Source organism: Brevibacillus nigriterrae, from assembly GCF_049846925.1.
GTDB lineage: Bacteria > Bacillota > Bacilli > Brevibacillales > Brevibacillaceae > Brevibacillus_H.
Map to the genome: position 1 here is coordinate 1 of NZ_JBNCMT010000019.1, position 18,445 is coordinate 18,445.

An 18,445-nucleotide genomic window follows, 5' to 3' on the forward strand; every position below is an offset into this window, starting at 1 on the left:
CGGTAACGCATGGAGCTGACGAATACTAATCGGTCGAGGACTTATCCACGTATATCTCTTAGCGAATTTACCTCTGCGTATCCAGTTTTGAAGGTGCAAGTCACCGAAAGAAAGTCTTGATATGTTACTCAGTCGAGTAGGATATCAAGGCTTTTTTTGTTACCCGCTCAATGAAAAATTACAAAAAGAGGAATTCACTTCGATAGAACATTCTCAGAACATATTGAGATACTAAAGGGAACAACTTCATCGGCAAAGGAGGAGGTTCTCTTTGAATAACAGAAATATAGGACATCTTCTAACATTATTGCTTCTTGTCATCATCGAGTGCATATTCAGTGAACAAAGTCAAAACCTGGTAATGACCACATCTGCACCCCAATTTGTAAACAAAGCCCCTACAGAGGATTGGAAAGAAGAAGAACACCTTGGTTCTCCAGAAAAAATAATGAGCATGAAGGTTCCGGTTAAGGCAAAGGGAATCTACGTGTCAGCAAGATCCGCAGGCGGTTCTCGATTTGCTGGTCTTTTGGATTTGATAAATAAAACTGAGTTGAATTCAATGGTCATTGATGTGAAGGAAGATGAAGGAAAAGTAACGTACCGATCGTTTATTCCTTTAGTGAACGAAGTAAAAGCAGACAACACCCAGTATATTTCCGATATTGATCAACTAATCCAAACACTGCACGATCATCATGTCTATCCGATTGCACGGATTGTATGCTTCAAAGATCCCTTTTTAGCGGGCAAAAAAGTACACTGGGCTATGCAAAAAAAGAGCGGAGGGATCTGGAGAGACAGTAAAGGAGTACTCTGGATCGATCCGTATCGCAAGGAAATATGGGATTACAATGTTCAATTAGCGAAAGAGGCAGCAAAAAAAGGTTTTAAAGAAATTCAGTTTGATTATGTAAGGTTTCCTTCGAGCGGAAAGAAGGTAGATCGGGAAGTAGCATTTTATAATCAAAACGGCAAGCCAAAGCAGCAAGTTATCGCAGACTTTTTGACATATGCCCGAAAAGAGCTGCAGCCATACCACGTTTATATCTCGGTGGATGTATTTGGTATGGTAACCTCTGTCAATGACGACATGGGCATCGGACAAAAGTGGGAGCTGGTCAGCACTCAAGTGGATTATATCTCACCCATGATGTACCCTTCCCATTACGGGAATGGACTGTATGGAATTCGAATTCCTGATACCAAACCATATGCGACAATTCGAGCAGGGTTACTTGACGCCAGGCAAAAAGATCAGCGAATCCGAAACCACAATTATCAAACGCCAGCCATCATTCGCCCATGGTATCAAGATTTCACTGCTAAATGGGTGAAAGGACATATTGTTTATGGTCCAAAACAAGTACTGGATCAAGTAAACGCAGGGAAGGACACCGGAATTGATCAGTATCTTCTCTGGGATGCAGGTAATTCCTACAGTGAAGCAGCGTGGAGAAAATAATAAGAGGTTGACTGCATACAGAGAATTTTTTCTGTAGGCTACATCTGCTCCATCAATGACCAAATACGTAAAGGAAATTCCTTTTCATGGGTACGCAGAAACTGTTCAATTAAAAACATCTCAGCATAGGAGTGAGACAAAACAAGGTCACCCCACCAGTTTGTATCGTAGCGGCAAACCATTCCCAGGAGATACAGCAACAGATAGTGGGTAGCCCACGCAGGAAGAGGAAAATCTTCCGATGAGTAATTCCAGAATAAAAATTGATTGGCATTTAGGGAAAAAAGCGGGTGATCTTCCAAAGATCGTGAAGAGTTTATCCGGTAATGAACTGATTTTTGCGGAATCTGTAATTCACTTGATAACTCAAACCGCAGCCCATCAGGTGATTGTCGATTCAGTATTTCAATAAAAGTATCGGGCGAAAAAAAGATGATACCTTCCTGTGCTTCAGGGAACCTTAATAATGTACCATCCGGATGATTACGGTCCACTTGAACTTCATACCAAAATCTCTGGTCAAGCGTACGGTGAAAATCACTACATAACTCTGGCAAATAGGAAAAAAGCTGATGAGCAGAATAACGATCATAGATAGGGGAAAGATTGAACTTCTCCGTGAGAACAGAGAACAACCCTTCTTTTTGTGGACGAACCTCATCTTCAAGAAAAACATAGGGGCTTTTCTTGATTTTACGAGTAGTGACACCATGCTGGAGCATTCGGCTGTTTTGTGGATAGTACGGGTCTTGTGCAATAAGCAGCGCCTTTAACAGGTTAATACAACCATAAAACAGCAACAGCGGTTTGATGAGTAAATCTGACCGAGAAGCGGCATGATAGTAGGCACGTGATTGCTTAAGTGTATATAAAAATCGGTTGCTCTGCTGAAATGCTTGTCTATCTGGATGATCAATGCCTCGTTGTGTGTATTTTGATGCTAAGTATTTTCGCGCAGTGGGTTCCGTTTCCAAGTAGCGCAAAGTCTCCCAACCGATATGCATGCAGGTACCACCCCGTGGACAGAATATTCGTAAAATATATTGATAACGCTTACTTTAAGTGGGAATTAACTTATTTTTCCCTGTATTTACGAACAATATAAGCATTCCTTGACAGTAAATTAAGTGATTTGCTAAACTGGATAAAACATTTTGGGGTCGAAAGGGGATAACAGAAGTGTGGCAGAATAAGTTTGTGAAGGAAGGACTGACGTTTGACGACGTCTTGCTAGTTCCGGCCAAGTCAGAAATTTTACCGCGAGATGTAGATGTAACCGTTCAACTAAGTGAGTCAGTAAAATTGAACATCCCATTAATCAGTGCGGGTATGGATACAGTAACGGAATCATCTTTGGCAATTGCAATGGCTCGTCAAGGTGGAATTGGAATTATTCATAAGAACATGACAATTGAGCAGCAAGCGAGCGAAGTTGATCGTGTGAAACGCTCTGAAAGCGGAGTAATTACCAATCCTTTTTCACTCTCTCCTGAACATAAAGTGGCTGACGCAGATGCACTCATGGGTAAATACAAAATTTCTGGGGTGCCGATTGTCGACCAACAAAACCATCTTATTGGAATCCTCACGAATCGTGACCTTCGTTTTGTTCATGATTTTTCTACTCCTATTTCCGATGTAATGACCAAAGAAAACCTGGTAACTGCAGCAGTAGGCACTACCTTGGAGCAAGCTGAATTAATCTTGCAGAAACATAAAATTGAAAAGCTTCCACTTGTAGACGAAAACAATGTCCTCAAAGGACTTATCACAATTAAAGATATTGAAAAAGCAATTCAGTACCCGAACGCTGCCAAAGATACACAGGGTCGTCTGTTGTGCGGAGCAGCAGTTGGGGTTTCAGCGGATACATTTGAACGTGCGGCAGCATTGGTTGAGTCAGGAATTGATTTGCTCGTAGTAGATACGGCACACGGACATTCCCGAGGGGTAATTGAAACCGTGAAAAAATTGCGCGGGCTTTATCCTACCCTCACAATCGTTGCTGGTAACGTCGCAACAGGTGAAGCAACACGTGATCTGATCGAAGCAGGTGCTTCCGTCATTAAAGTTGGTATTGGACCAGGTTCCATTTGTACTACTCGTGTAGTTGCAGGTATCGGGGTTCCGCAGATTACGGCTATTTATGATTGTGCTTCTGTAGCGAGAGAATACAATGTACCAATCATTGCAGACGGCGGTATCAAATACTCAGGAGATTTGCCAAAAGCAATCGGTTCCGGTGCATCCGTGATTATGATCGGAAGTCTGTTTGCTGGTACAGAAGAGAGCCCAGGTGAATTTGAGATTTTCCAAGGCAGACGCTTCAAGGTTTATCGTGGTATGGGTTCCATCGGTGCCATGAAAGCAGGCAGTAAAGATCGCTACTTCCAGGAAAACGAGCAAAAATTGGTTCCAGAAGGTATCGAAGGACGTGTTCCTTACAAAGGACCATTGGCAGATGTTGTTTATCAATTAATCGGTGGTTTACGTGCAGGTATGGGATACTGCGGTGCGAAGACAATCGCAGAATTGCAAAACAACTCTACCTTTGTTCGCATCACGGGTGCCGGATTGCGTGAGAGCCATCCACACGATGTTCAAATCACAAAAGAAGCTCCAAACTACTCAATCTCTTAATATACGAAAGCTCATCAAGCCCTTTTTCACGAGTTAAGTGAAAAGGGGCTTTTTATCTAGTAATTGGCATATTCAGTAACCGATTTCAGGACTCGAAAACCTCGGAAATCTAGCATCATTTATGGTAAACTAGTGATTGTGTTATTCACAATAAAAAGGGAGCGTGATTCAAGATGATGCAAAGATGGACAAAGCGACTTTCGATTCTTTTCTTTGCCGTCGCCATTCTTAGTTCATCGTTGCTAGGGGCGTCCGCAAAAGTAAGCGCAGCAGAGGTACAAGCTAATCTGAATTTAGCAGTCAAATCCGCGATTCTCCTAGAGGCTTCCACCGGGAAAATCCTTTATTCTAATAATCCTGACTTACCTCTACCAACAGCAAGTATGACTAAAATGATGACCGAGTATCTTGTGCAAGAAGCGATCAAACAGAAAAAAATCAGCTGGGATGAACAAGTACCAGTTAGCGAATATGCTTTTTATATCGCTAAAATCTCCGATACATCTGGTGTTTATCTGAATGCAGGCGAATCATTTACTGTCAGAGAACTATACAAGGCCATGGCAGTTGTCTCTGCAAACGATGCAACCGTTCTGTTGGCAGAGAAAGTGGCAGGTAGTGAGGCTAACTTTGTACAGTTGATGAATAAAAAGGCTGCTGAGTTGGGAATGAAAAACACCTCTTTCTTGACTTCCACCGGTTTGCCGGCAAATGAACTGGGACCATACTCTATCAAGGGTGAACAGGTTGAAAATCTGATGTCTGCCCGTGACTCGGCCATCCTTGCACGAGCATTGATACGTGATTTCCCAGAAGCGCTGGAAGTTTCCAAAATTCCACGTTTGAATTTCCGTGCCGGTACTCCAGAAGAGTTAAAAATGGCAAACAACAACTGGATGCTTACTGGCCTAAACAACTACTATCAAGGTGTTGACGGATTAAAAACGGGTTATACGCTGGCAGCAGGCTACTGCTTTACCGGTACGGCTACTAATGACAACATGAGATTGATCAGTGTTGTTATGGGTACAGAAAACAAATCAAAGCGCTTCGTCGAAACCAAAAAGTTGTTTGACTATGGATTTAGCACCTTCAAAATGGTTAAAAAGGACGCAAAAGGCGCACAACTAAAAGGCTACGAAACAGCAACAGTAAAAAAAGGTGTAGAATTGTCTGTGCCTGTTGAACTGGCAAGTGATTCTATGGTTCTTTCCAAAGTTGGGGAAGAAGGCAAATTCAAACCTACCGTGAAGCTTGATGAATTGACAGCACCGATTAAAAAAGGACAAGTAGTCGGCAAGGTTGTTTATGCTCTTGACGGCGCAACCGAGAATGATTACTTACAGCCAGAGGACTTCACAAAAGGCGGAATTGACCTGGTTGCTTCACAAGATGTAGAGGAAGCAAGCTGGATTCGTTTGTTCTTTAGAAGCATCATTCAATTTGTCAGCAATATTTTTAAAGGTGTTGTTGGATAATATCAAGAGATATATTTATTTTAAATACCGAGTGATTTGGTTGTCTTTTAGCCTTGGCTTGGTTTAAAATAGAAATGTTATAAACTTTGACACAATTCTAGAGTGAAGATGCGTAGGGGGCAATAATCATGGTAGAAGTTGGAACGTCTCGCGTTAAACGAGGAATGGCAGAAATGCAAAAAGGCGGCGTCATCATGGACGTTGTCAATGCAGAGCAAGCAAAAATCGCAGAAGCAGCAGGCGCTGTTGCGGTAATGGCACTTGAGCGTGTACCTTCTGATATTCGTGCGGCTGGCGGGGTAGCTCGTATGGCTGATCTCGGTATCGTTGAAGAAGTACTGAAAGCCGTTTCTATTCCTGTTATGGCAAAAGCTCGTATTGGTCACTTTGTAGAGGCGCGTGTTCTTGAGTCAATGGGTGTTGACTATCTGGACGAAAGCGAAGTTTTGACACCTGCAGATGACTTGTACCACATCAACAAAAAAGAGTTCACTGTTCCTTTCGTTTGTGGTGCTCGTGATTTGGGTGAAGCTCTTCGCCGTATTGGTGAAGGTGCATCCATGATCCGTACAAAAGGTGAACCTGGAACAGGAAATATCGTTGAGGCCGTTCGCCATATGCGTACCATGCAAGCACAAATTCGTCGCGTACAAAGCATGTCTTATGATGAATTGATGGCTGAGGCGAAAAACCTTGGTGCTCCATACGATTTAATGGAATACGTGCACAAAAACGGCAAACTCCCTGTTGTTAACTTTGCTGCTGGTGGCGTAGCAACTCCTTCTGATGCAGCTTTGATGATGCAATTGGGTTCTGACGGTGTATTTGTAGGATCTGGTATCTTCAAATCCGAAAATCCAGAGAAATTTGCTCGTGCCATCGTGGAAGCAACCACTCACTACACTGATTACGAATTGATTGCTCGTGTGTCCAAAGGTCTTGGTACTGCAATGCCAGGCATTGAGATTTCCAAGATTCGTGAACAAGATCGTATGCAAGAGCGTGGCTGGTAAGATGAACGAGGTAACGATTGGAGTATTAGGCTTGCAGGGTGCAGTTGCTGAACATGTTCATTTACTTGAGGCAGCAGGCGCTAAAGCTACTGTCGTTAAAAAACTGGAAGACCTCGAAGGAGTGGACGGGCTCGTCATTCCTGGGGGAGAAAGTACAACGATCAGTAAGCTCATGCACAAGTACGATTTCATGGATGCGATTCGCCGTTTCGCTGGAGAAGGCAAGCCAATCATGGGAACTTGTGCAGGTGCGATTCTCTTGGCAAATCGAATTAATGGACAAGACGATGCCCATCTGCAATTAATGGATATTAAAGTGGAGCGGAATGCATTCGGCAGACAAAAGGAGAGCTTTGAAGTAGCTATTCCGGTCGAGGGTGTTGGCTCCGATTACCCGGCTGTATTTATCCGAGCTCCTTACATTATGGAGGTTGGACCAAACGGACAAGTTCTGTCTGAATACGAAGGGAAAATCGTTGCTGCACGAGAAGGCCAGTTTGTCGCTTGCGCTTTCCATCCGGAACTAACGGATGATACACGTTTCCATCAATACTTTGTGAATATGGTAAAAGAGAGTAAAGATCGCTCATAACTATTTTTCACGTAAAAAGCACCCGTACTGGGTGCTTTTTGCTTTTTTCTTTACATGTGAATAGAATTTGTAGTAAATTTGAATAATAAAGGTATAAGATACCAAAGCGTTGATGAGAACAAGTACTCTGTATATGGCTGGACAAGAGAGTCGGTGGATGGTGCGAACCGAACCAGTAGACAGAAGAATCCATCTCGGAGCGGTGAGGGAAATAACTTCACCCGGTAGCACCCCGTTATGGTGCAGTCGAGTGGGCTTATGATGAATTGTTGATCATGGAGCCAATAAGGGTGGCAACGCGGATGATCAGACATTCGTCCCTTTTGGGGGATGAGTGTTTTTATTTTGCTTTTTTTCTGTTTTACGAGACAGGTTATGAAGTATTGGAGGATGAAAGGTTATGTTGGATGTTAAAGTTTTGCGCCAGGATCTTGAAGGAGTACGTCAAAAATTAGCACACCGCAACGAAGACATCTCTGCTCTCGATCAATTCGTGGAAGTCGATGAAAAACGTCGCCAAGTGATCCAAGAGGGAGATTCACTCAAAAATAAACGGAACACCGTATCCGAACAGGTAGCTGTTTTAAAACGAAATAAAGAAAATGCCGATCACCTCATTGCTGAAATGAAAGAAGTAAACGATCGGATCAAAGTTCTCGATGAAGAGCTTCGTCAATTGGATGAGCAATTGGATGAAATTTTGATGGGATTGCCTAACTTGCCACACGAATCTACACCTGTTGGAACGAGCGAGGACGACAATGTACTGGCAAGAACATGGGGCGAACCGAAGAAGTTCGAGTTTGAACCGAAGCCACACTGGGATCTTGCGCAAGAGTTAGGAATTATCGACTTCGAAACGGCTGCCAAAGTAACAGGAAGCCGCTTTGTATTCTATAAGGGGTTAGGTGCCCGTTTAGAGCGAGCGCTTATTAATTTCATGATGGATTTGCATGCAGACCAGCATGGCTATGAAGAAGTGTTGCCTCCATATATCGTAAATCGCGCGAGCATGACAGGGACGGGGCAATTGCCAAAATTCGAGGAGGATGCTTTCAAACTCGAAGGACCTGATTACTTCCTGATCCCTACCTCCGAGGTTCCCGTAACAAACATGCACCGTGACGAAATTCTCGATGGAGCAGCTTTGCCTCGCTATTATGCGGCGTTCAGTGCCTGTTTCCGTTCTGAAGCGGGTTCTGCCGGGCGAGATACCCGTGGTTTGATTCGTCAGCATCAGTTTAATAAAGTAGAACTGGTGAAATTCGTGAAGCCAGAAGATTCTTATCAGGAACTGGAGAGCTTGGTCGGAAATGCAGAGAAAGTCCTTCAGCTTCTAGGATTGCCTTACCGTGTGATGAGCATGTGTACAGGAGATCTTGGTTTCACGGCAGCGAAGAAATACGATATCGAAGTGTGGATTCCAAGCTATGAGACATATCGTGAAATTTCTTCTTGCTCCAACTTCGAGGATTTCCAGGCACGTCGAGCTAACATTCGTTTCCGTCGTGATACGAAGAGCAAGCCAGAGTTTGTACACACATTGAACGGCTCTGGATTGGCGATTGGCCGTACCGTTGCAGCCTTGCTTGAAAATTACCAGCAAGCGGATGGAACCATTGTGATCCCTGAGGTATTGCGACCATACATGGGTGGCTTGGAGACAATCGGGCCGAAGAAATAACAAAACAATTTAAGGGTAGCCTCTTCTTGTGAGAGGCTGCTTTTTATTATGTTTTGCCTCATTATCGACCATGTAGGGTTTGCTAAAATGGCATCATCTACATATAATAGATAAGGTAAGAAATGTTAAATAAACCATGTCCCCGTAGCTCAGCGGATAGAGCGACAGTTTCCTAAACTGTGCGTCGGAGGTTCAATTCCTCTCGGGGTCACCATACGTAAAAACACAAAAACGCAAGCCTCCCTTGAGAGAGCTTGCGTTTTTTCTTTCCCGATTTCTTTTTAACTAAGACTAGTCTTTACTCTACATTTTCTACAACAACTTTGACTGCCTGACCAATCGGTGGCAGGCTTTTGGTTGTCATTGGCCCGTAAAAACCGTAAATCTTTACGCCTTTTTTCAAAGCTTCTGCTGTTAATTCTGTTTGATCTTTGGCATCAATAATCGGAGTTTCCTTGTTGAGGTTCAGAACAATTTCCTCAAATGATTGATCGTTCAACTTTTCTCCTTTTATGTGAACCCTTGTGTTGCCGTCTTCGGATGTGGTAACTTCCATTACTTCACCCGCTGTACCTAACACGTCGGCGGTAAGATCCTTGTCGTTGATGACAATTTTCTTCGCACCGGTCATCGGAGGCATGCTCATCGTCATGATGTCATCATGTATAAATTCTACGGATGCCCCGAGTCGAAGATCGTTGATGGAAACTGGTTTGTTATCTTGATTTACCAAAACCGTATCGTCGCTGATATACAAGATCATCCCGTTTGCGTAACCATTGACCAGAACGGAACCCTTGATCTTATCTCCTTTGGCATCCAGGTTAATCTTTGCGATTGTCCCTTTTTTGGTCAGAGCATGCATGAGTTCATCGATCTTGATGATTCCATCTTTCTCGACGGTAACCTGAACTTTTAATACTTGTTCCGCAAAAGCCAAGGGAACGTAGGTGATTCCTTTGTGGTATTCAGGTGCTGTACCCAACGTAAGGGACATTTTCCCAAAGTTGTACTGATCCTTCCCGATCGTAACTGCTGTCCATTGTGCCCCTTTGGCGACTTCTATACTTTTCGTTTTTTGATTCCAAGTAACTTTGTAGTCCATTTTTTCTGCCATCGCTCGCAAAGGAACCATAGTAACACCTTGCTGATTTACATAGACAGGAGCTTCTTTTTCGGTAAGCCCTGTTCCGTTAATGACGAGTTGATGGGACAGGTTTGTATTTGTTTGGTGTACGGGACTGTTTTGAATATCAGAGACTGCAAAGGCAGAAACAGAACTTGTCATCACCATAGCCGCCATCAGAGCCGTACTAAGAATTCTTGTTGTTTTTTTCATTTTGCGTTCCTCCAATTTGTTTATGGTTTATATTTCTTTGACTGATGACAGGAAGGATTCGTTTCAGTAGAAGTGTAATTCTTATAATAGGTGGAAAATGTTTCTATAAAGGAGTTAAAAAACCATGAGTGAGTTTACATACGGAAATCTTATAGCTACAAAAAATCAGCACTTTATTCGTTCCTTCTATCCATCCGGAACAGCGATCTTGCCGTTAAGTGACAAGTGGACAGCCTTTTTTACAAATGATGACGGTGAAATGGACTCTCCAAAATATATAGAGAACATGTCAAATCAATGTCCCGTTTTATATTTTTTTCATCTTGAGGACCATGGTTGGGGTTATGAAATATGGAATGAGGGTCAAATGATTTCTTCGCTAGATTTTTCTTATGAAATGGAAAGCGTCCTTCTGTATAACATGGCATATGAGATAGACCCCGATATTGATAGATTTAGCGAAGAGGGCCGAGCCGTGTTTGAGGAACTCGAAAGCAAATTTCAAGATGATTTGTTTTTTGAACAGGCAGTAAGAAAGCATTTTGAAACGGTAAATGTGGATGCTTTTCAGTTGTTTGAACTGGATACGGGCGCAATAGATGGGTTAAGGGAAATCCTTCGTCCTGAAACATTCCTTAATAGAGAGGGGGATGCAGTAGAAAGGTTCAAGCAGTTGCTTGATATCGAGGATATGAGTTGGATTCGTTTTGATCGAACAGAAAATAGGGATGATATCGAGTTTATATAAAAATGTAACTGATTTATGGTGGGAGGGAACATCATGTTAGAAGTTATTCAAAAAGAAATAAAACAAATCGAGCAAGCACACAATGTCAAAATTTTGTTTGCTGTCGAGTCGGGCAGTCGAGCATGGGGATTTCCTTCGCAGGACAGTGACTACGATGTACGTTTTGTGTACATACAGCGCCCAGAATGGTACCTTTCTATCGATGATAAACGAGATGTAATTGAAGTACCGATTAATAATCTGCTAGATATCAACGGATGGGACATTCGGAAGGCGTTAAAGCTGTTTCGAAAATCGAATCCACCATTGCTGGAGTGGCTAATTTCAGACATCGTATACTATGAATCGTTTGGTTTCAAAGATGAATTATTAGAACTGAAACAACAAGTATTCTCTCCAAGAGCATCCGTACATCATTATCTGAGCATGGCGAAAGGAAACTACCGGGACTATTTGCAAGGGGAACAGGTGAAGATTAAAAAATATTTTTATGTTCTTCGCCCATTGCTTGCTTGTATGTGGATTGAAAAGTACAATGCAAATCCACCCATTCTTTTTCAAGAGTTAGTAAATGACTTAATTGTCGATTCCCATTTAAAGCGAGAAATTGAAGAGCTTCTTCGAAGAAAAATAGCAGGTGAAGAACTGCATCTAGAAAAACGCATCGATACGTTGAATCAGTTCATCGAAGAAAAATTTGCTCATCTTACGGAGTTTGCCGCTACCTGTCACAATGAGATGCAAGATCCTACCGATCAATTGGATGAATTGTATCGAAAGTATTTGAAAAAGGTATGGAATGAATAAGGAATAAATCAGTAACCTTGTTGAATGAACTGCAGGTGCCATTGGGTATCTGCTTTTTTTTATGTAATAAACACTCCTATTAGTCACTATTGCAGTAGTAACTATGATATCCTATATAAAAATTGTGACGATCAGTAACTGTGAGGAGTGGTTGGTATGCTTGAGGCAATGGTTGTTGTCTTCGGATTTATGGGACTTGGATATGTTACGCAGCGGAAGGAAGAACCAAATCAATCATTAGCGATTCTTTGCTTGTACTATCTGATTCCGATACTGATTTTTCAATCTTTCATCCATTCAGAAGTGTCGTTGCCTGCATTGGGGAGAATTATTGGTCATTTTATGTTAACCACGGGAATCGTTTACGTTTTGCTTACAGTCGTGATCGGCAAATTTCTCGGTTGGTCTACGCACGATCAGCAATTGAAGTGGAACAGTCTTGCAGCGACACTTGCGAATGTTGGGTATTTTGGATTAGCAGTGGTTCGTTATGTCCTGGGTGAGGAAGCGGTGCCGTATGCGGTTGCTGTGGCACTGTCCTTTAATGTCTATATGGCCTTGTTTGGGTTTGCCCAGGTTGGCAACGCATCGAACCTGAGATCCCGACTAAAGCGAACTGTATCCAATCCATATTTATTCTCGGTTGTCCTTGGCTTGCTGTGGAGAGAAACTGGTTTGCCTGTCCCGTATGCGATTGATCAACTGCTGGGATTGGCAGCAAGCGCAACATTACCGCTTACTTTATTGCTTACGGGAGCGGAATTGAAACGCAATTCTCTCTTGATTCGTCAAGTAAAAGAAGCGGCACTTGTCAGTATCCTCAAGTTAATTGTGCCTGTAGTCGTTGCCTATCCGCTTGCTGAATGGATTGCCGACAACCCGCTTGAGAAAACGGTCATGATTATTATGTTTGGCATGCCTACTTCGTTAAATCTGTTGCTCCTTGCCAAAGAACAGCAGCGTGATACGACTAATTTGGCTATGGTCGTTTTGTTGACAACTGTAGCTTGTCCCTTTACATTGGTCTTTTTATTTCATATCTTAGGAACTACATAGGGGGATGGGAGTATGAACGAGTGGTGGGAGTTGCTTCAAGGATTTGGCTTTACTCAATACGAGGCGAAAGCATATATTTCCCTGGTCGGTTTGGGAACGTCCAATGCCTATCAGATCAGCAAAGATTCGGGAATTCCGAGAGCAAGGGTGTATGATACCCTGATTTCCTTGGTTACCAGAGGGGCTGTGATGATTGAAGAGGAAGAAGACGGCTCCAAATTATATACTGCCGTTCCCGTAGATGCCTTTCTGGAAAAGGTAAAAAGAAAGTGGGAGACTAACTTTCAGACCATCGAACGGGAATTGAAGAAACTGGAGAATCATAACCCCAACAAGGAAACGTATGTAGCAACCATTCGTGGTGGAGATAATATTTTTTCCTTTTGCCGCATGCTGATTCGTCGGGCTACTACACAAATTACGCTGTCGATTTGGAATAACATGTACCAGGAGTTGTCGGAGGATCTTGCGAAACGGGAAAAGGAAGGTATTCGCATAAAAGGAATAACGTTTCAGGTAGAGAATCCTATTGAAGGGCTGTATCAGCATCGAATGAACGATTTTATGAGAGGGTTGGAAAAAGAAAACTGGTTCATTCTCTCAATTGATAGCAAGGAATTATTGTACGGACATTCAGCGGAACGGGATGGCAGTGCGTTTTATACGGATGATCCGGTTCACTTGTATTTACTGGAGGATTACATTTGGCATGATGTCCTTGTCAATCGGTTGGTTGCCGAAGGAGAACAAGAACAGCTCGATCAATGGATCATTCCAGAAATGAATGCGTTTTTCGGCAAAAACATGTAGTTAGATGAGGTGAGCATCCGTGAGTCCAACACATTTGCACTTTGACTCCGCATTGGGCAAACGCAAACCAGAGAGCATTCTTAATCGTGAAGCAGTGTGCCCTTTCTGTAATTTTGATGGACTGGAAGAGATCATCGACCAGCGGGACACGATGCTTCTGGTGAAAAATAAGTTTCAAGTGCTGCAGGGGTCATTTCAGACGGTGTTGATCGAAAGTGATCAATGTGACGCTGAACTCTCGACTTACGAGAAACCATATTTGCATCTGCTAATCAGTTTTGCTGTAGAAAAATGGCTGGAGATGGAGAAAAGCGGAGAATATCGTTCCGTCATGATGTTCAAAAACCACGGGCACTACTCCGGGGGGAGCATCCATCACCCGCATATGCAAATTATCGGGTTTCATGAGTTTAATTACCTTCAATACACGAGCAAAGAGCAGTTCGAGGGAGTGCTCATTGACCAAAGAGAAGGGGTAGAGTTGAATGTATCTACCAAGCCCCGAGCGGGATTTTTTGAATTTAACATTATCTTGCATGAAATCTTTCAATTGAATCAATTGGCCGATTATATTCAAGTGTTGGTTCATTACATATTGAATCATTTCAATCAAAGCTGTAAGAGCTACAATCTGTTTTTTTACAGGATGGACGAACAGATCTATGTGAAAGTGGTTCCACGTTTTGTCACTTCACCCCTGTTTATCGGGTATTCTATTCCGCAGGTTTCAACGAATTTGCACACGGTGATAGAAGACATTAAAAACAAATACTTTGCGATAAAAGTAGATAAAGACTAATAAAACCGACAGGACTACTCCATACAAACGGGGTAATGTACCTGTCGGTTTTTATTTTTTAGTCAGATGATTCGCTTTCATCCGATACTGGCTTTTGATTTACTGGTTGGTTGGATGGTAATCGGTTCGCTCGTCTTAACGCATCTCGCAAAATGTATTCAATGTGAGTGTTAACGCTTCGGAATTCATCAGAAGCCCAACGTTCAAGCTGGTCATAGAGCTTCGGATCGATTCGTAACAGAAACTTCTTTTTCTCTGACATGACAGTGGCCGCCTGCTAGTAAAGGCTTCCTGCATTGATAACCGGTTGAGAGGAACGTTCTGAAACGATGGCGACCATCAGGTTATTGATCATGGCAGCTTTCCGTTCTTCATCCAGTTTGACCGTGTTGTCTTGCTCGATACGTTCGATGGCAAGCTGAACCATTCCCACAGCGCCCTCTACGATAAGCTGACGAGCGGAGATGATGGCTGCTGCCTGTTGTCGTTGCAGCATGGCGCTTGCGATTTCAGTTGAATAGGCGAGATGAGTCAAGCGGGCTTCCATTACCTCAACCCCGGCAACAGCCAGGCGATCTTGCAATTCCTTGGCTAACTCATTGGCAATTTCCTCTGAGTTCGCACGCAGGGAATAGCCTGTTTGGTTAAATGAATCATAGGGATAGCGGCTTGCAACATGACGAAGCGCTGTTTCGCTTTGAATCTCAACGAATTGTTCATAATCATCCACATCAAACATGGCTTTCGCAGAGTCAATGACACGGAAAACAACTACAGCAGCAATCTCAATTGGATTCCCGTCAACATCGTTTACTTTCAGCGTCTTGCTGTTGAAGTTGCGTACACGCAAGGAAATTTTTTGACGCATGGAAAGCGGGATTGTCCACCAAAGCCCACTTTGTCGGATCGTGCCCATATATCTACCAAAAAAAGTTACTACTTGTGATTGATTTGGCTGGACGATCGTAATGCCGGTCAAAAAGATAAATCCAATTGCCAGCAAGAGAATGCCAATAGCCGATCCTTCCACCAGAAGACTAAACGCACCTGCTGCCAATAAGGCAAGAGAAACAATCAGCCCGACAAAACCATTCAGTGCCCATGCTTTCTTTTCGTTCATAGTCAAACCTCCTGTGGAGATAATTTAATATTATTTTGATATTAAAATGATATCACTTTTGTAAAATGATGTAAACCTGTACAATTTGCCAATAAAACAGTTCGCTGGCTATACTGAAAACAAGTGACTGTTACGAAAAGAAAGGACGAGCAGATTGACAGAGAGTATCCTTGATCATGAAATCTATATGAGAGAAGCCATTGAGGAAGCGAACAAAGCGTGGGCTTTGCGGGAAGTTCCGATTGGAGCGGTAATTGTAAAAGACGGAGTTATTGTCGGTCGGGGACATAACTTGCGAGAAACCAGGAAAGACCCCACCCTGCATGCAGAGATGATTGCGATCCGGGAAGCAAGTGAGCGGCTAGGGGGATGGCGGTTAATCGGCTGTACGTTATACGTCACATTAGAGCCCTGTCCGATGTGTGCTGGGGCTATTGTCCAAAGCAGAATCGAGCAAGTCGTCTATGGAGCACCTGATCCAAAAGCAGGGTGTGCAGGTACACTGATGAATCTTTTGGATGAGCAACGCTTTAACCATCAGGTTCCGGTTTTGCCCGGAGTGCTGGAAGAAGAATGCGGGAATTTGTTGCGGGATTTTTTCCGAAGTTTGCGTAAGAAGTGAAGTAACAATCGTCATAAAAAAGAAAAAGGATAGCCACCCGTGGGCTATCCTTTTGTTGCACCGTTACGCAAGCTTTCCAGCTCGTCTTCCGTTAATTCACGGTATTCGCCTAGTCCAAGTGATTCATCCAGATGAAGCGACCCCATACGAAGGCGTTTCAGATAGATTACTTCTAAATCATAGGCAGCAAACATGCGTTTTACCTGATGGAATTTGCCTTCCATGATGGTTACACGTATTTCCGAGATCGGGCCAGAAGAGAGAATCTCAAGGCGTGCTGGCAATGTCTTGTACTCATCATCCAAAACGACACCTTCAGCAAAATAACGAATGTGCTCTTCCGTCACAACCCCGTTAATCCGGGCGAAGTATTCTTTATCTACTTTTTTCTTGGGCGAAAGCAGACTGTGCGATAGCTGCCCATCGTTGGTGAGAAGGAGAAGACCTTCTGTATCGATATCGAGGCGCCCGACAGGATGTACTTTGATTGCCCATTCAGTCGGTAACAGATCGACAACTGTTTGATGTCTGGGATCTTCTGTTGCTGAGATGACACCAGGTGGTTTATTTAACATGACATAAACCCAGCGTTTGAAATTAAGTGGTTCACCATCGACAACAATGGTTTGTTCTTCAGGGATTACGTGCATTCCCGGGTCTGTTGCCACTTCACCGTCAACTTCAATAATTCGTAGTTTCACCAGTTGCTTTACTTCTTTACGAGTGCCCAGCCCCATACTGGCTAGGACTTTATCTAATCGTTCACGTTTCATTGATTCGATTTCCTCACTTTACCTGCATCATATGTTTAATATTGTCCTATTGGATGGTGAAATGCAAGGATGTGTTAGGAAGAAGCCTGATTTACTTTGCCTTGATTTTTCATTTTGCCCAATATCAGTACACCAGCTACAATGGCAATCGTTAATCCCCACTTGAGCAGAGGATTTTCTACGAAGAAACCTTTTAGGAACGGCTCGTCTACGATCATTTTGGTCGCTGTCCAAGCGAGAACGGCTGAACCAATATAGATAATCGAAGGGTAACGCTCCACCCATTTCAGGATTAACGTACTTCCCCAAACTACAATCGGCACACTGATTAAAAGTCCCAACACCACCAGCAAGAAGCTGCCATGTGCTGCGCCGGCAACAGCAAGCACATTATCCAATCCCATAACGGTGTCTGCAATAATAATCGTTTTAACGGCACCCCACAGATTTTGTCCCGCTTGCAAATTGCTGTGATCTTTTTCTTCAACGAGAAGCTTATAGGCAATCCAGATGAGCATCAAGCCTCCGAAGAGCAACAGACCGGGAATTTTCAATAACCATACGACGGCAAGAGTTAAAAGTGAACGAATGGCAATGGCTCCAAGAGTACCCCAAAAAATAACCTTTTTTTGCTGATCTTTCGGCAGGTTTCGTGCGGCTAGGCCGATTACGATGGCATTATCTCCAGCTAAAACCAGGTCAATGACAACGATAGCAAGCAATGCAGACCAGAAATCGGGTGTAAATAGGAAATCCATGAAGAACACTCCTTTGCTTTTCATATTCAATATTTGCGTAAAGCCCCTTCTTTATGAAAAAGAAGCTTTACAGTGGGTACATCAAGCAAAGGTCTTGCAAACAACCTGAGGTTGCCAATAAAACCGGGGAAGAATTCCCGTATTGACGGCTTTACTGTAGCTGCTACTCCCCTTTGTAAAAAAGAACGGAAGCGGATGGTTACGTCGTGATGAGTTGATACTTGTCTTTCAAGCTTTGTGGTGCTGTCTTAACGATTTGTTGCAGAATAAACGTGAGAACCATGACATCGTCCAGAATGCCAAAGAACATCAGGAAATCCGGGATGGCATCAAAGGGAAACAGGGCGTATCCGACAAGCAGCAAAACGGAAAACAGCTTCTTTGGCAAGGGTACCTCTCGAGATGAGAAGAAATCCAGCAGGAACGGAACAAATCGTCTAATGTTCAGAATGAATTTTACTCTTCGAAAAAATCGAACCATCCATGTCTCCTCCTTGCAATAAAAAATGACCCTTACCAGTGCGGTAAAGGTCATCATAAAAATAAATACCTCTACCAGTCTCTCGGTAAAGGTCTCGCTAACAACGTGTGTTGCCAACAAAGCCGAGGGGGACACCCTGGAATGACGACTTTGCTGTACAGCTACTCCCCTTTAGAAGGAAGATATTAAGATTTATTTATATGATAAGTGGGAATAATGCAGTTAGTCAATACCTAAATGTGTAAAAGAAAACTATAATT

The 18,445-nt window shown here is 43.1% G+C and carries 19 protein-coding genes, 1 tRNA gene and 1 other annotated feature; of the genes, 13 read left to right on the plus strand and 7 right to left on the minus strand.

The features are described from left to right. The first annotated feature begins 271 nt into the window (after positions 1–271). Positions 272–1,465 (plus strand): putative glycoside hydrolase, encoded by a 1,194-nt coding sequence (locus ACPW7N_RS14785; protein WP_425651872.1) that lies wholly within the window; start codon positions 272–274, stop codon positions 1,463–1,465. Positions 1,466–1,503: 38 nt separating this feature from the next. Here ACPW7N_RS14785 and ACPW7N_RS14790 read toward each other — a convergent pair whose 3' ends face one another. Then, a complete protein-coding gene (locus tag ACPW7N_RS14790; RefSeq protein ID WP_425651873.1) occupies positions 1,504–2,469 on the minus strand; it encodes a YaaC family protein in 966 nt (321 codons plus the stop codon). A gap of 175 nt (positions 2,470–2,644) precedes the next feature. Between ACPW7N_RS14790 and guaB the strand changes: the two genes are divergently transcribed. The 6 genes from guaB (at position 2,645) to ACPW7N_RS14820 (ending at position 9,086) form a co-directional block, all read left to right on the plus strand. Beyond that, complete coding sequence (guaB, locus tag ACPW7N_RS14795; RefSeq protein ID WP_425651874.1) at positions 2,645–4,105, plus strand: IMP dehydrogenase; 1,461 nt, start codon at positions 2,645–2,647, stop codon at positions 4,103–4,105. 173 nt (positions 4,106–4,278) lie between these two features. After that, positions 4,279–5,583, plus strand: a complete 1,305-nt coding sequence (locus ACPW7N_RS14800; protein ID WP_425651875.1) for a D-alanyl-D-alanine carboxypeptidase family protein — start codon at positions 4,279–4,281, stop codon at positions 5,581–5,583. 128 nt (positions 5,584–5,711) lie between these two features. Next, on the plus strand, positions 5,712–6,596 hold the full coding sequence (gene pdxS / locus ACPW7N_RS14805; protein ID WP_425651876.1) for a pyridoxal 5'-phosphate synthase lyase subunit PdxS: 885 nt from the start codon (positions 5,712–5,714) through the stop codon (positions 6,594–6,596). A 1-nt stretch (position 6,597) separates the two neighbouring features. Continuing rightward, entirely contained in the window at positions 6,598–7,188 is a 591-nt protein-coding gene (pdxT, locus tag ACPW7N_RS14810) for a pyridoxal 5'-phosphate synthase glutaminase subunit PdxT (protein WP_425651877.1), read from the plus strand. 100 nt (positions 7,189–7,288) lie between these two features. Continuing rightward, positions 7,289–7,513, plus strand: a binding site (T-box leader). Positions 7,514–7,588: 75 nt separating this feature from the next. Beyond that, on the plus strand, positions 7,589–8,872 hold the full coding sequence (gene serS / locus ACPW7N_RS14815; RefSeq protein WP_425651878.1) for a serine--tRNA ligase: 1,284 nt from the start codon (positions 7,589–7,591) through the stop codon (positions 8,870–8,872). A 138-nt stretch (positions 8,873–9,010) separates the two neighbouring features. Continuing rightward, positions 9,011–9,086: transfer RNA gene (locus ACPW7N_RS14820), tRNA-Arg, on the plus strand. A gap of 84 nt (positions 9,087–9,170) precedes the next feature. On the opposite strand, the gene ACPW7N_RS14825 is transcribed toward ACPW7N_RS14820, so the two are convergent. Beyond that, positions 9,171–10,211 carry a copper amine oxidase N-terminal domain-containing protein gene (locus ACPW7N_RS14825; protein WP_425651879.1) on the minus strand — a complete coding sequence of 347 codons (1,041 nt, stop codon included), beginning with the start codon at positions 10,209–10,211 and terminating at the stop codon, positions 9,171–9,173. 124 nt (positions 10,212–10,335) lie between these two features. Here ACPW7N_RS14825 and ACPW7N_RS14830 point away from each other — a divergent pair, with 124 nt between their 5' ends. The 5 genes from ACPW7N_RS14830 (at position 10,336) to ACPW7N_RS14850 (ending at position 14,431) form a co-directional block, all read left to right on the plus strand. Further along, positions 10,336–10,959: a hypothetical protein gene (locus ACPW7N_RS14830; protein ID WP_425651880.1), complete on the plus strand. Its 624-nt coding sequence runs from the start codon at positions 10,336–10,338 to the stop codon at positions 10,957–10,959. Between the two features lie 33 nt (positions 10,960–10,992). Continuing rightward, positions 10,993–11,766: a nucleotidyltransferase domain-containing protein gene (locus ACPW7N_RS14835; protein WP_425651881.1), complete on the plus strand. Its 774-nt coding sequence runs from the start codon at positions 10,993–10,995 to the stop codon at positions 11,764–11,766. A gap of 156 nt (positions 11,767–11,922) precedes the next feature. Continuing rightward, positions 11,923–12,822 carry an AEC family transporter gene (locus ACPW7N_RS14840; protein WP_425651882.1) on the plus strand — a complete coding sequence of 300 codons (900 nt, stop codon included), beginning with the start codon at positions 11,923–11,925 and terminating at the stop codon, positions 12,820–12,822. Between the two features lie 12 nt (positions 12,823–12,834). After that, positions 12,835–13,632, plus strand: a complete 798-nt coding sequence (locus tag ACPW7N_RS14845; RefSeq protein ID WP_425651883.1) for a TrmB family transcriptional regulator — start codon at positions 12,835–12,837, stop codon at positions 13,630–13,632. 19 nt (positions 13,633–13,651) lie between these two features. Continuing rightward, positions 13,652–14,431 carry a DUF4931 domain-containing protein gene (locus tag ACPW7N_RS14850; protein WP_425651884.1) on the plus strand — a complete coding sequence of 260 codons (780 nt, stop codon included), beginning with the start codon at positions 13,652–13,654 and terminating at the stop codon, positions 14,429–14,431. Positions 14,432–14,489: 58 nt separating this feature from the next. Here ACPW7N_RS14850 and ACPW7N_RS14855 read toward each other — a convergent pair whose 3' ends face one another. Beyond that, a complete protein-coding gene (locus ACPW7N_RS14855) occupies positions 14,490–14,693 on the minus strand; it encodes a type II toxin-antitoxin system antitoxin (RefSeq protein ID WP_425651885.1) in 204 nt (67 codons plus the stop codon). Positions 14,694–14,708: 15 nt separating this feature from the next. Beyond that, positions 14,709–15,551 carry an SPFH domain-containing protein gene (locus ACPW7N_RS14860; protein ID WP_425651886.1) on the minus strand — a complete coding sequence of 281 codons (843 nt, stop codon included), beginning with the start codon at positions 15,549–15,551 and terminating at the stop codon, positions 14,709–14,711. Positions 15,552–15,705: 154 nt separating this feature from the next. On the opposite strand from ACPW7N_RS14860, the gene tadA reads away from it, so the two are divergent. After that, the gene (tadA, locus tag ACPW7N_RS14865; protein ID WP_425651887.1) at positions 15,706–16,173 is read left to right on the plus strand and encodes a tRNA adenosine(34) deaminase TadA; all 468 of its coding nucleotides are present in this window, start codon (positions 15,706–15,708) and stop codon (positions 16,171–16,173) included. A 44-nt stretch (positions 16,174–16,217) separates the two neighbouring features. Here the strand turns inward: tadA and ACPW7N_RS14870 are convergent, their stop codons facing one another. The 3 genes from ACPW7N_RS14870 to ACPW7N_RS14880 form a co-directional block, all read right to left on the minus strand. Then, positions 16,218–16,946, minus strand: coding sequence for a pseudouridine synthase (locus ACPW7N_RS14870; RefSeq protein ID WP_425651888.1), 729 nt, complete (start codon positions 16,944–16,946; stop codon positions 16,218–16,220). A 74-nt stretch (positions 16,947–17,020) separates the two neighbouring features. Next, a complete protein-coding gene (locus ACPW7N_RS14875; RefSeq protein WP_425651889.1) occupies positions 17,021–17,704 on the minus strand; it encodes a TerC family protein in 684 nt (227 codons plus the stop codon). Positions 17,705–17,903: 199 nt separating this feature from the next. Further along, on the minus strand, positions 17,904–18,185 hold the full coding sequence (locus ACPW7N_RS14880; protein WP_425651890.1) for a YkvA family protein: 282 nt from the start codon (positions 18,183–18,185) through the stop codon (positions 17,904–17,906). Between the last annotated feature and the right edge of the window lie 260 nt (positions 18,186–18,445).

Coding starts and splice junctions, on each gene's coding strand:
- pdxT (WP_425651877.1), top strand. CDS start 6,598: ATGAACGAGGTAACGATTGGAGTATTAGGCTTGCAGGGTGCAGTTGCT.
- ACPW7N_RS14860 (WP_425651886.1), bottom strand. CDS start 15,551: ATGAACGAAAAGAAAGCATGGGCACTGAATGGTTTTGTCGGGCTGATT.
- ACPW7N_RS14800 (WP_425651875.1), top strand. CDS start 4,279: ATGATGCAAAGATGGACAAAGCGACTTTCGATTCTTTTCTTTGCCGTC.
- ACPW7N_RS14845 (WP_425651883.1), top strand. CDS start 12,835: ATGAACGAGTGGTGGGAGTTGCTTCAAGGATTTGGCTTTACTCAATAC.
- ACPW7N_RS14875 (WP_425651889.1), bottom strand. CDS start 17,704: ATGGATTTCCTATTTACACCCGATTTCTGGTCTGCATTGCTTGCTATC.
- ACPW7N_RS14880 (WP_425651890.1), bottom strand. CDS start 18,185: ATGGTTCGATTTTTTCGAAGAGTAAAATTCATTCTGAACATTAGACGA.
- pdxS (WP_425651876.1), top strand. CDS start 5,712: ATGGTAGAAGTTGGAACGTCTCGCGTTAAACGAGGAATGGCAGAAATG.
- ACPW7N_RS14825 (WP_425651879.1), bottom strand. CDS start 10,211: ATGAAAAAAACAACAAGAATTCTTAGTACGGCTCTGATGGCGGCTATG.
- ACPW7N_RS14830 (WP_425651880.1), top strand. CDS start 10,336: ATGAGTGAGTTTACATACGGAAATCTTATAGCTACAAAAAATCAGCAC.
- ACPW7N_RS14870 (WP_425651888.1), bottom strand. CDS start 16,946: ATGAAACGTGAACGATTAGATAAAGTCCTAGCCAGTATGGGGCTGGGC.
- ACPW7N_RS14835 (WP_425651881.1), top strand. CDS start 10,993: ATGTTAGAAGTTATTCAAAAAGAAATAAAACAAATCGAGCAAGCACAC.
- ACPW7N_RS14790 (WP_425651873.1), bottom strand. CDS start 2,469: ATGCATATCGGTTGGGAGACTTTGCGCTACTTGGAAACGGAACCCACT.
- ACPW7N_RS14855 (WP_425651885.1), bottom strand. CDS start 14,693: ATGTCAGAGAAAAAGAAGTTTCTGTTACGAATCGATCCGAAGCTCTAT.
- serS (WP_425651878.1), top strand. CDS start 7,589: ATGTTGGATGTTAAAGTTTTGCGCCAGGATCTTGAAGGAGTACGTCAA.
- ACPW7N_RS14840 (WP_425651882.1), top strand. CDS start 11,923: ATGCTTGAGGCAATGGTTGTTGTCTTCGGATTTATGGGACTTGGATAT.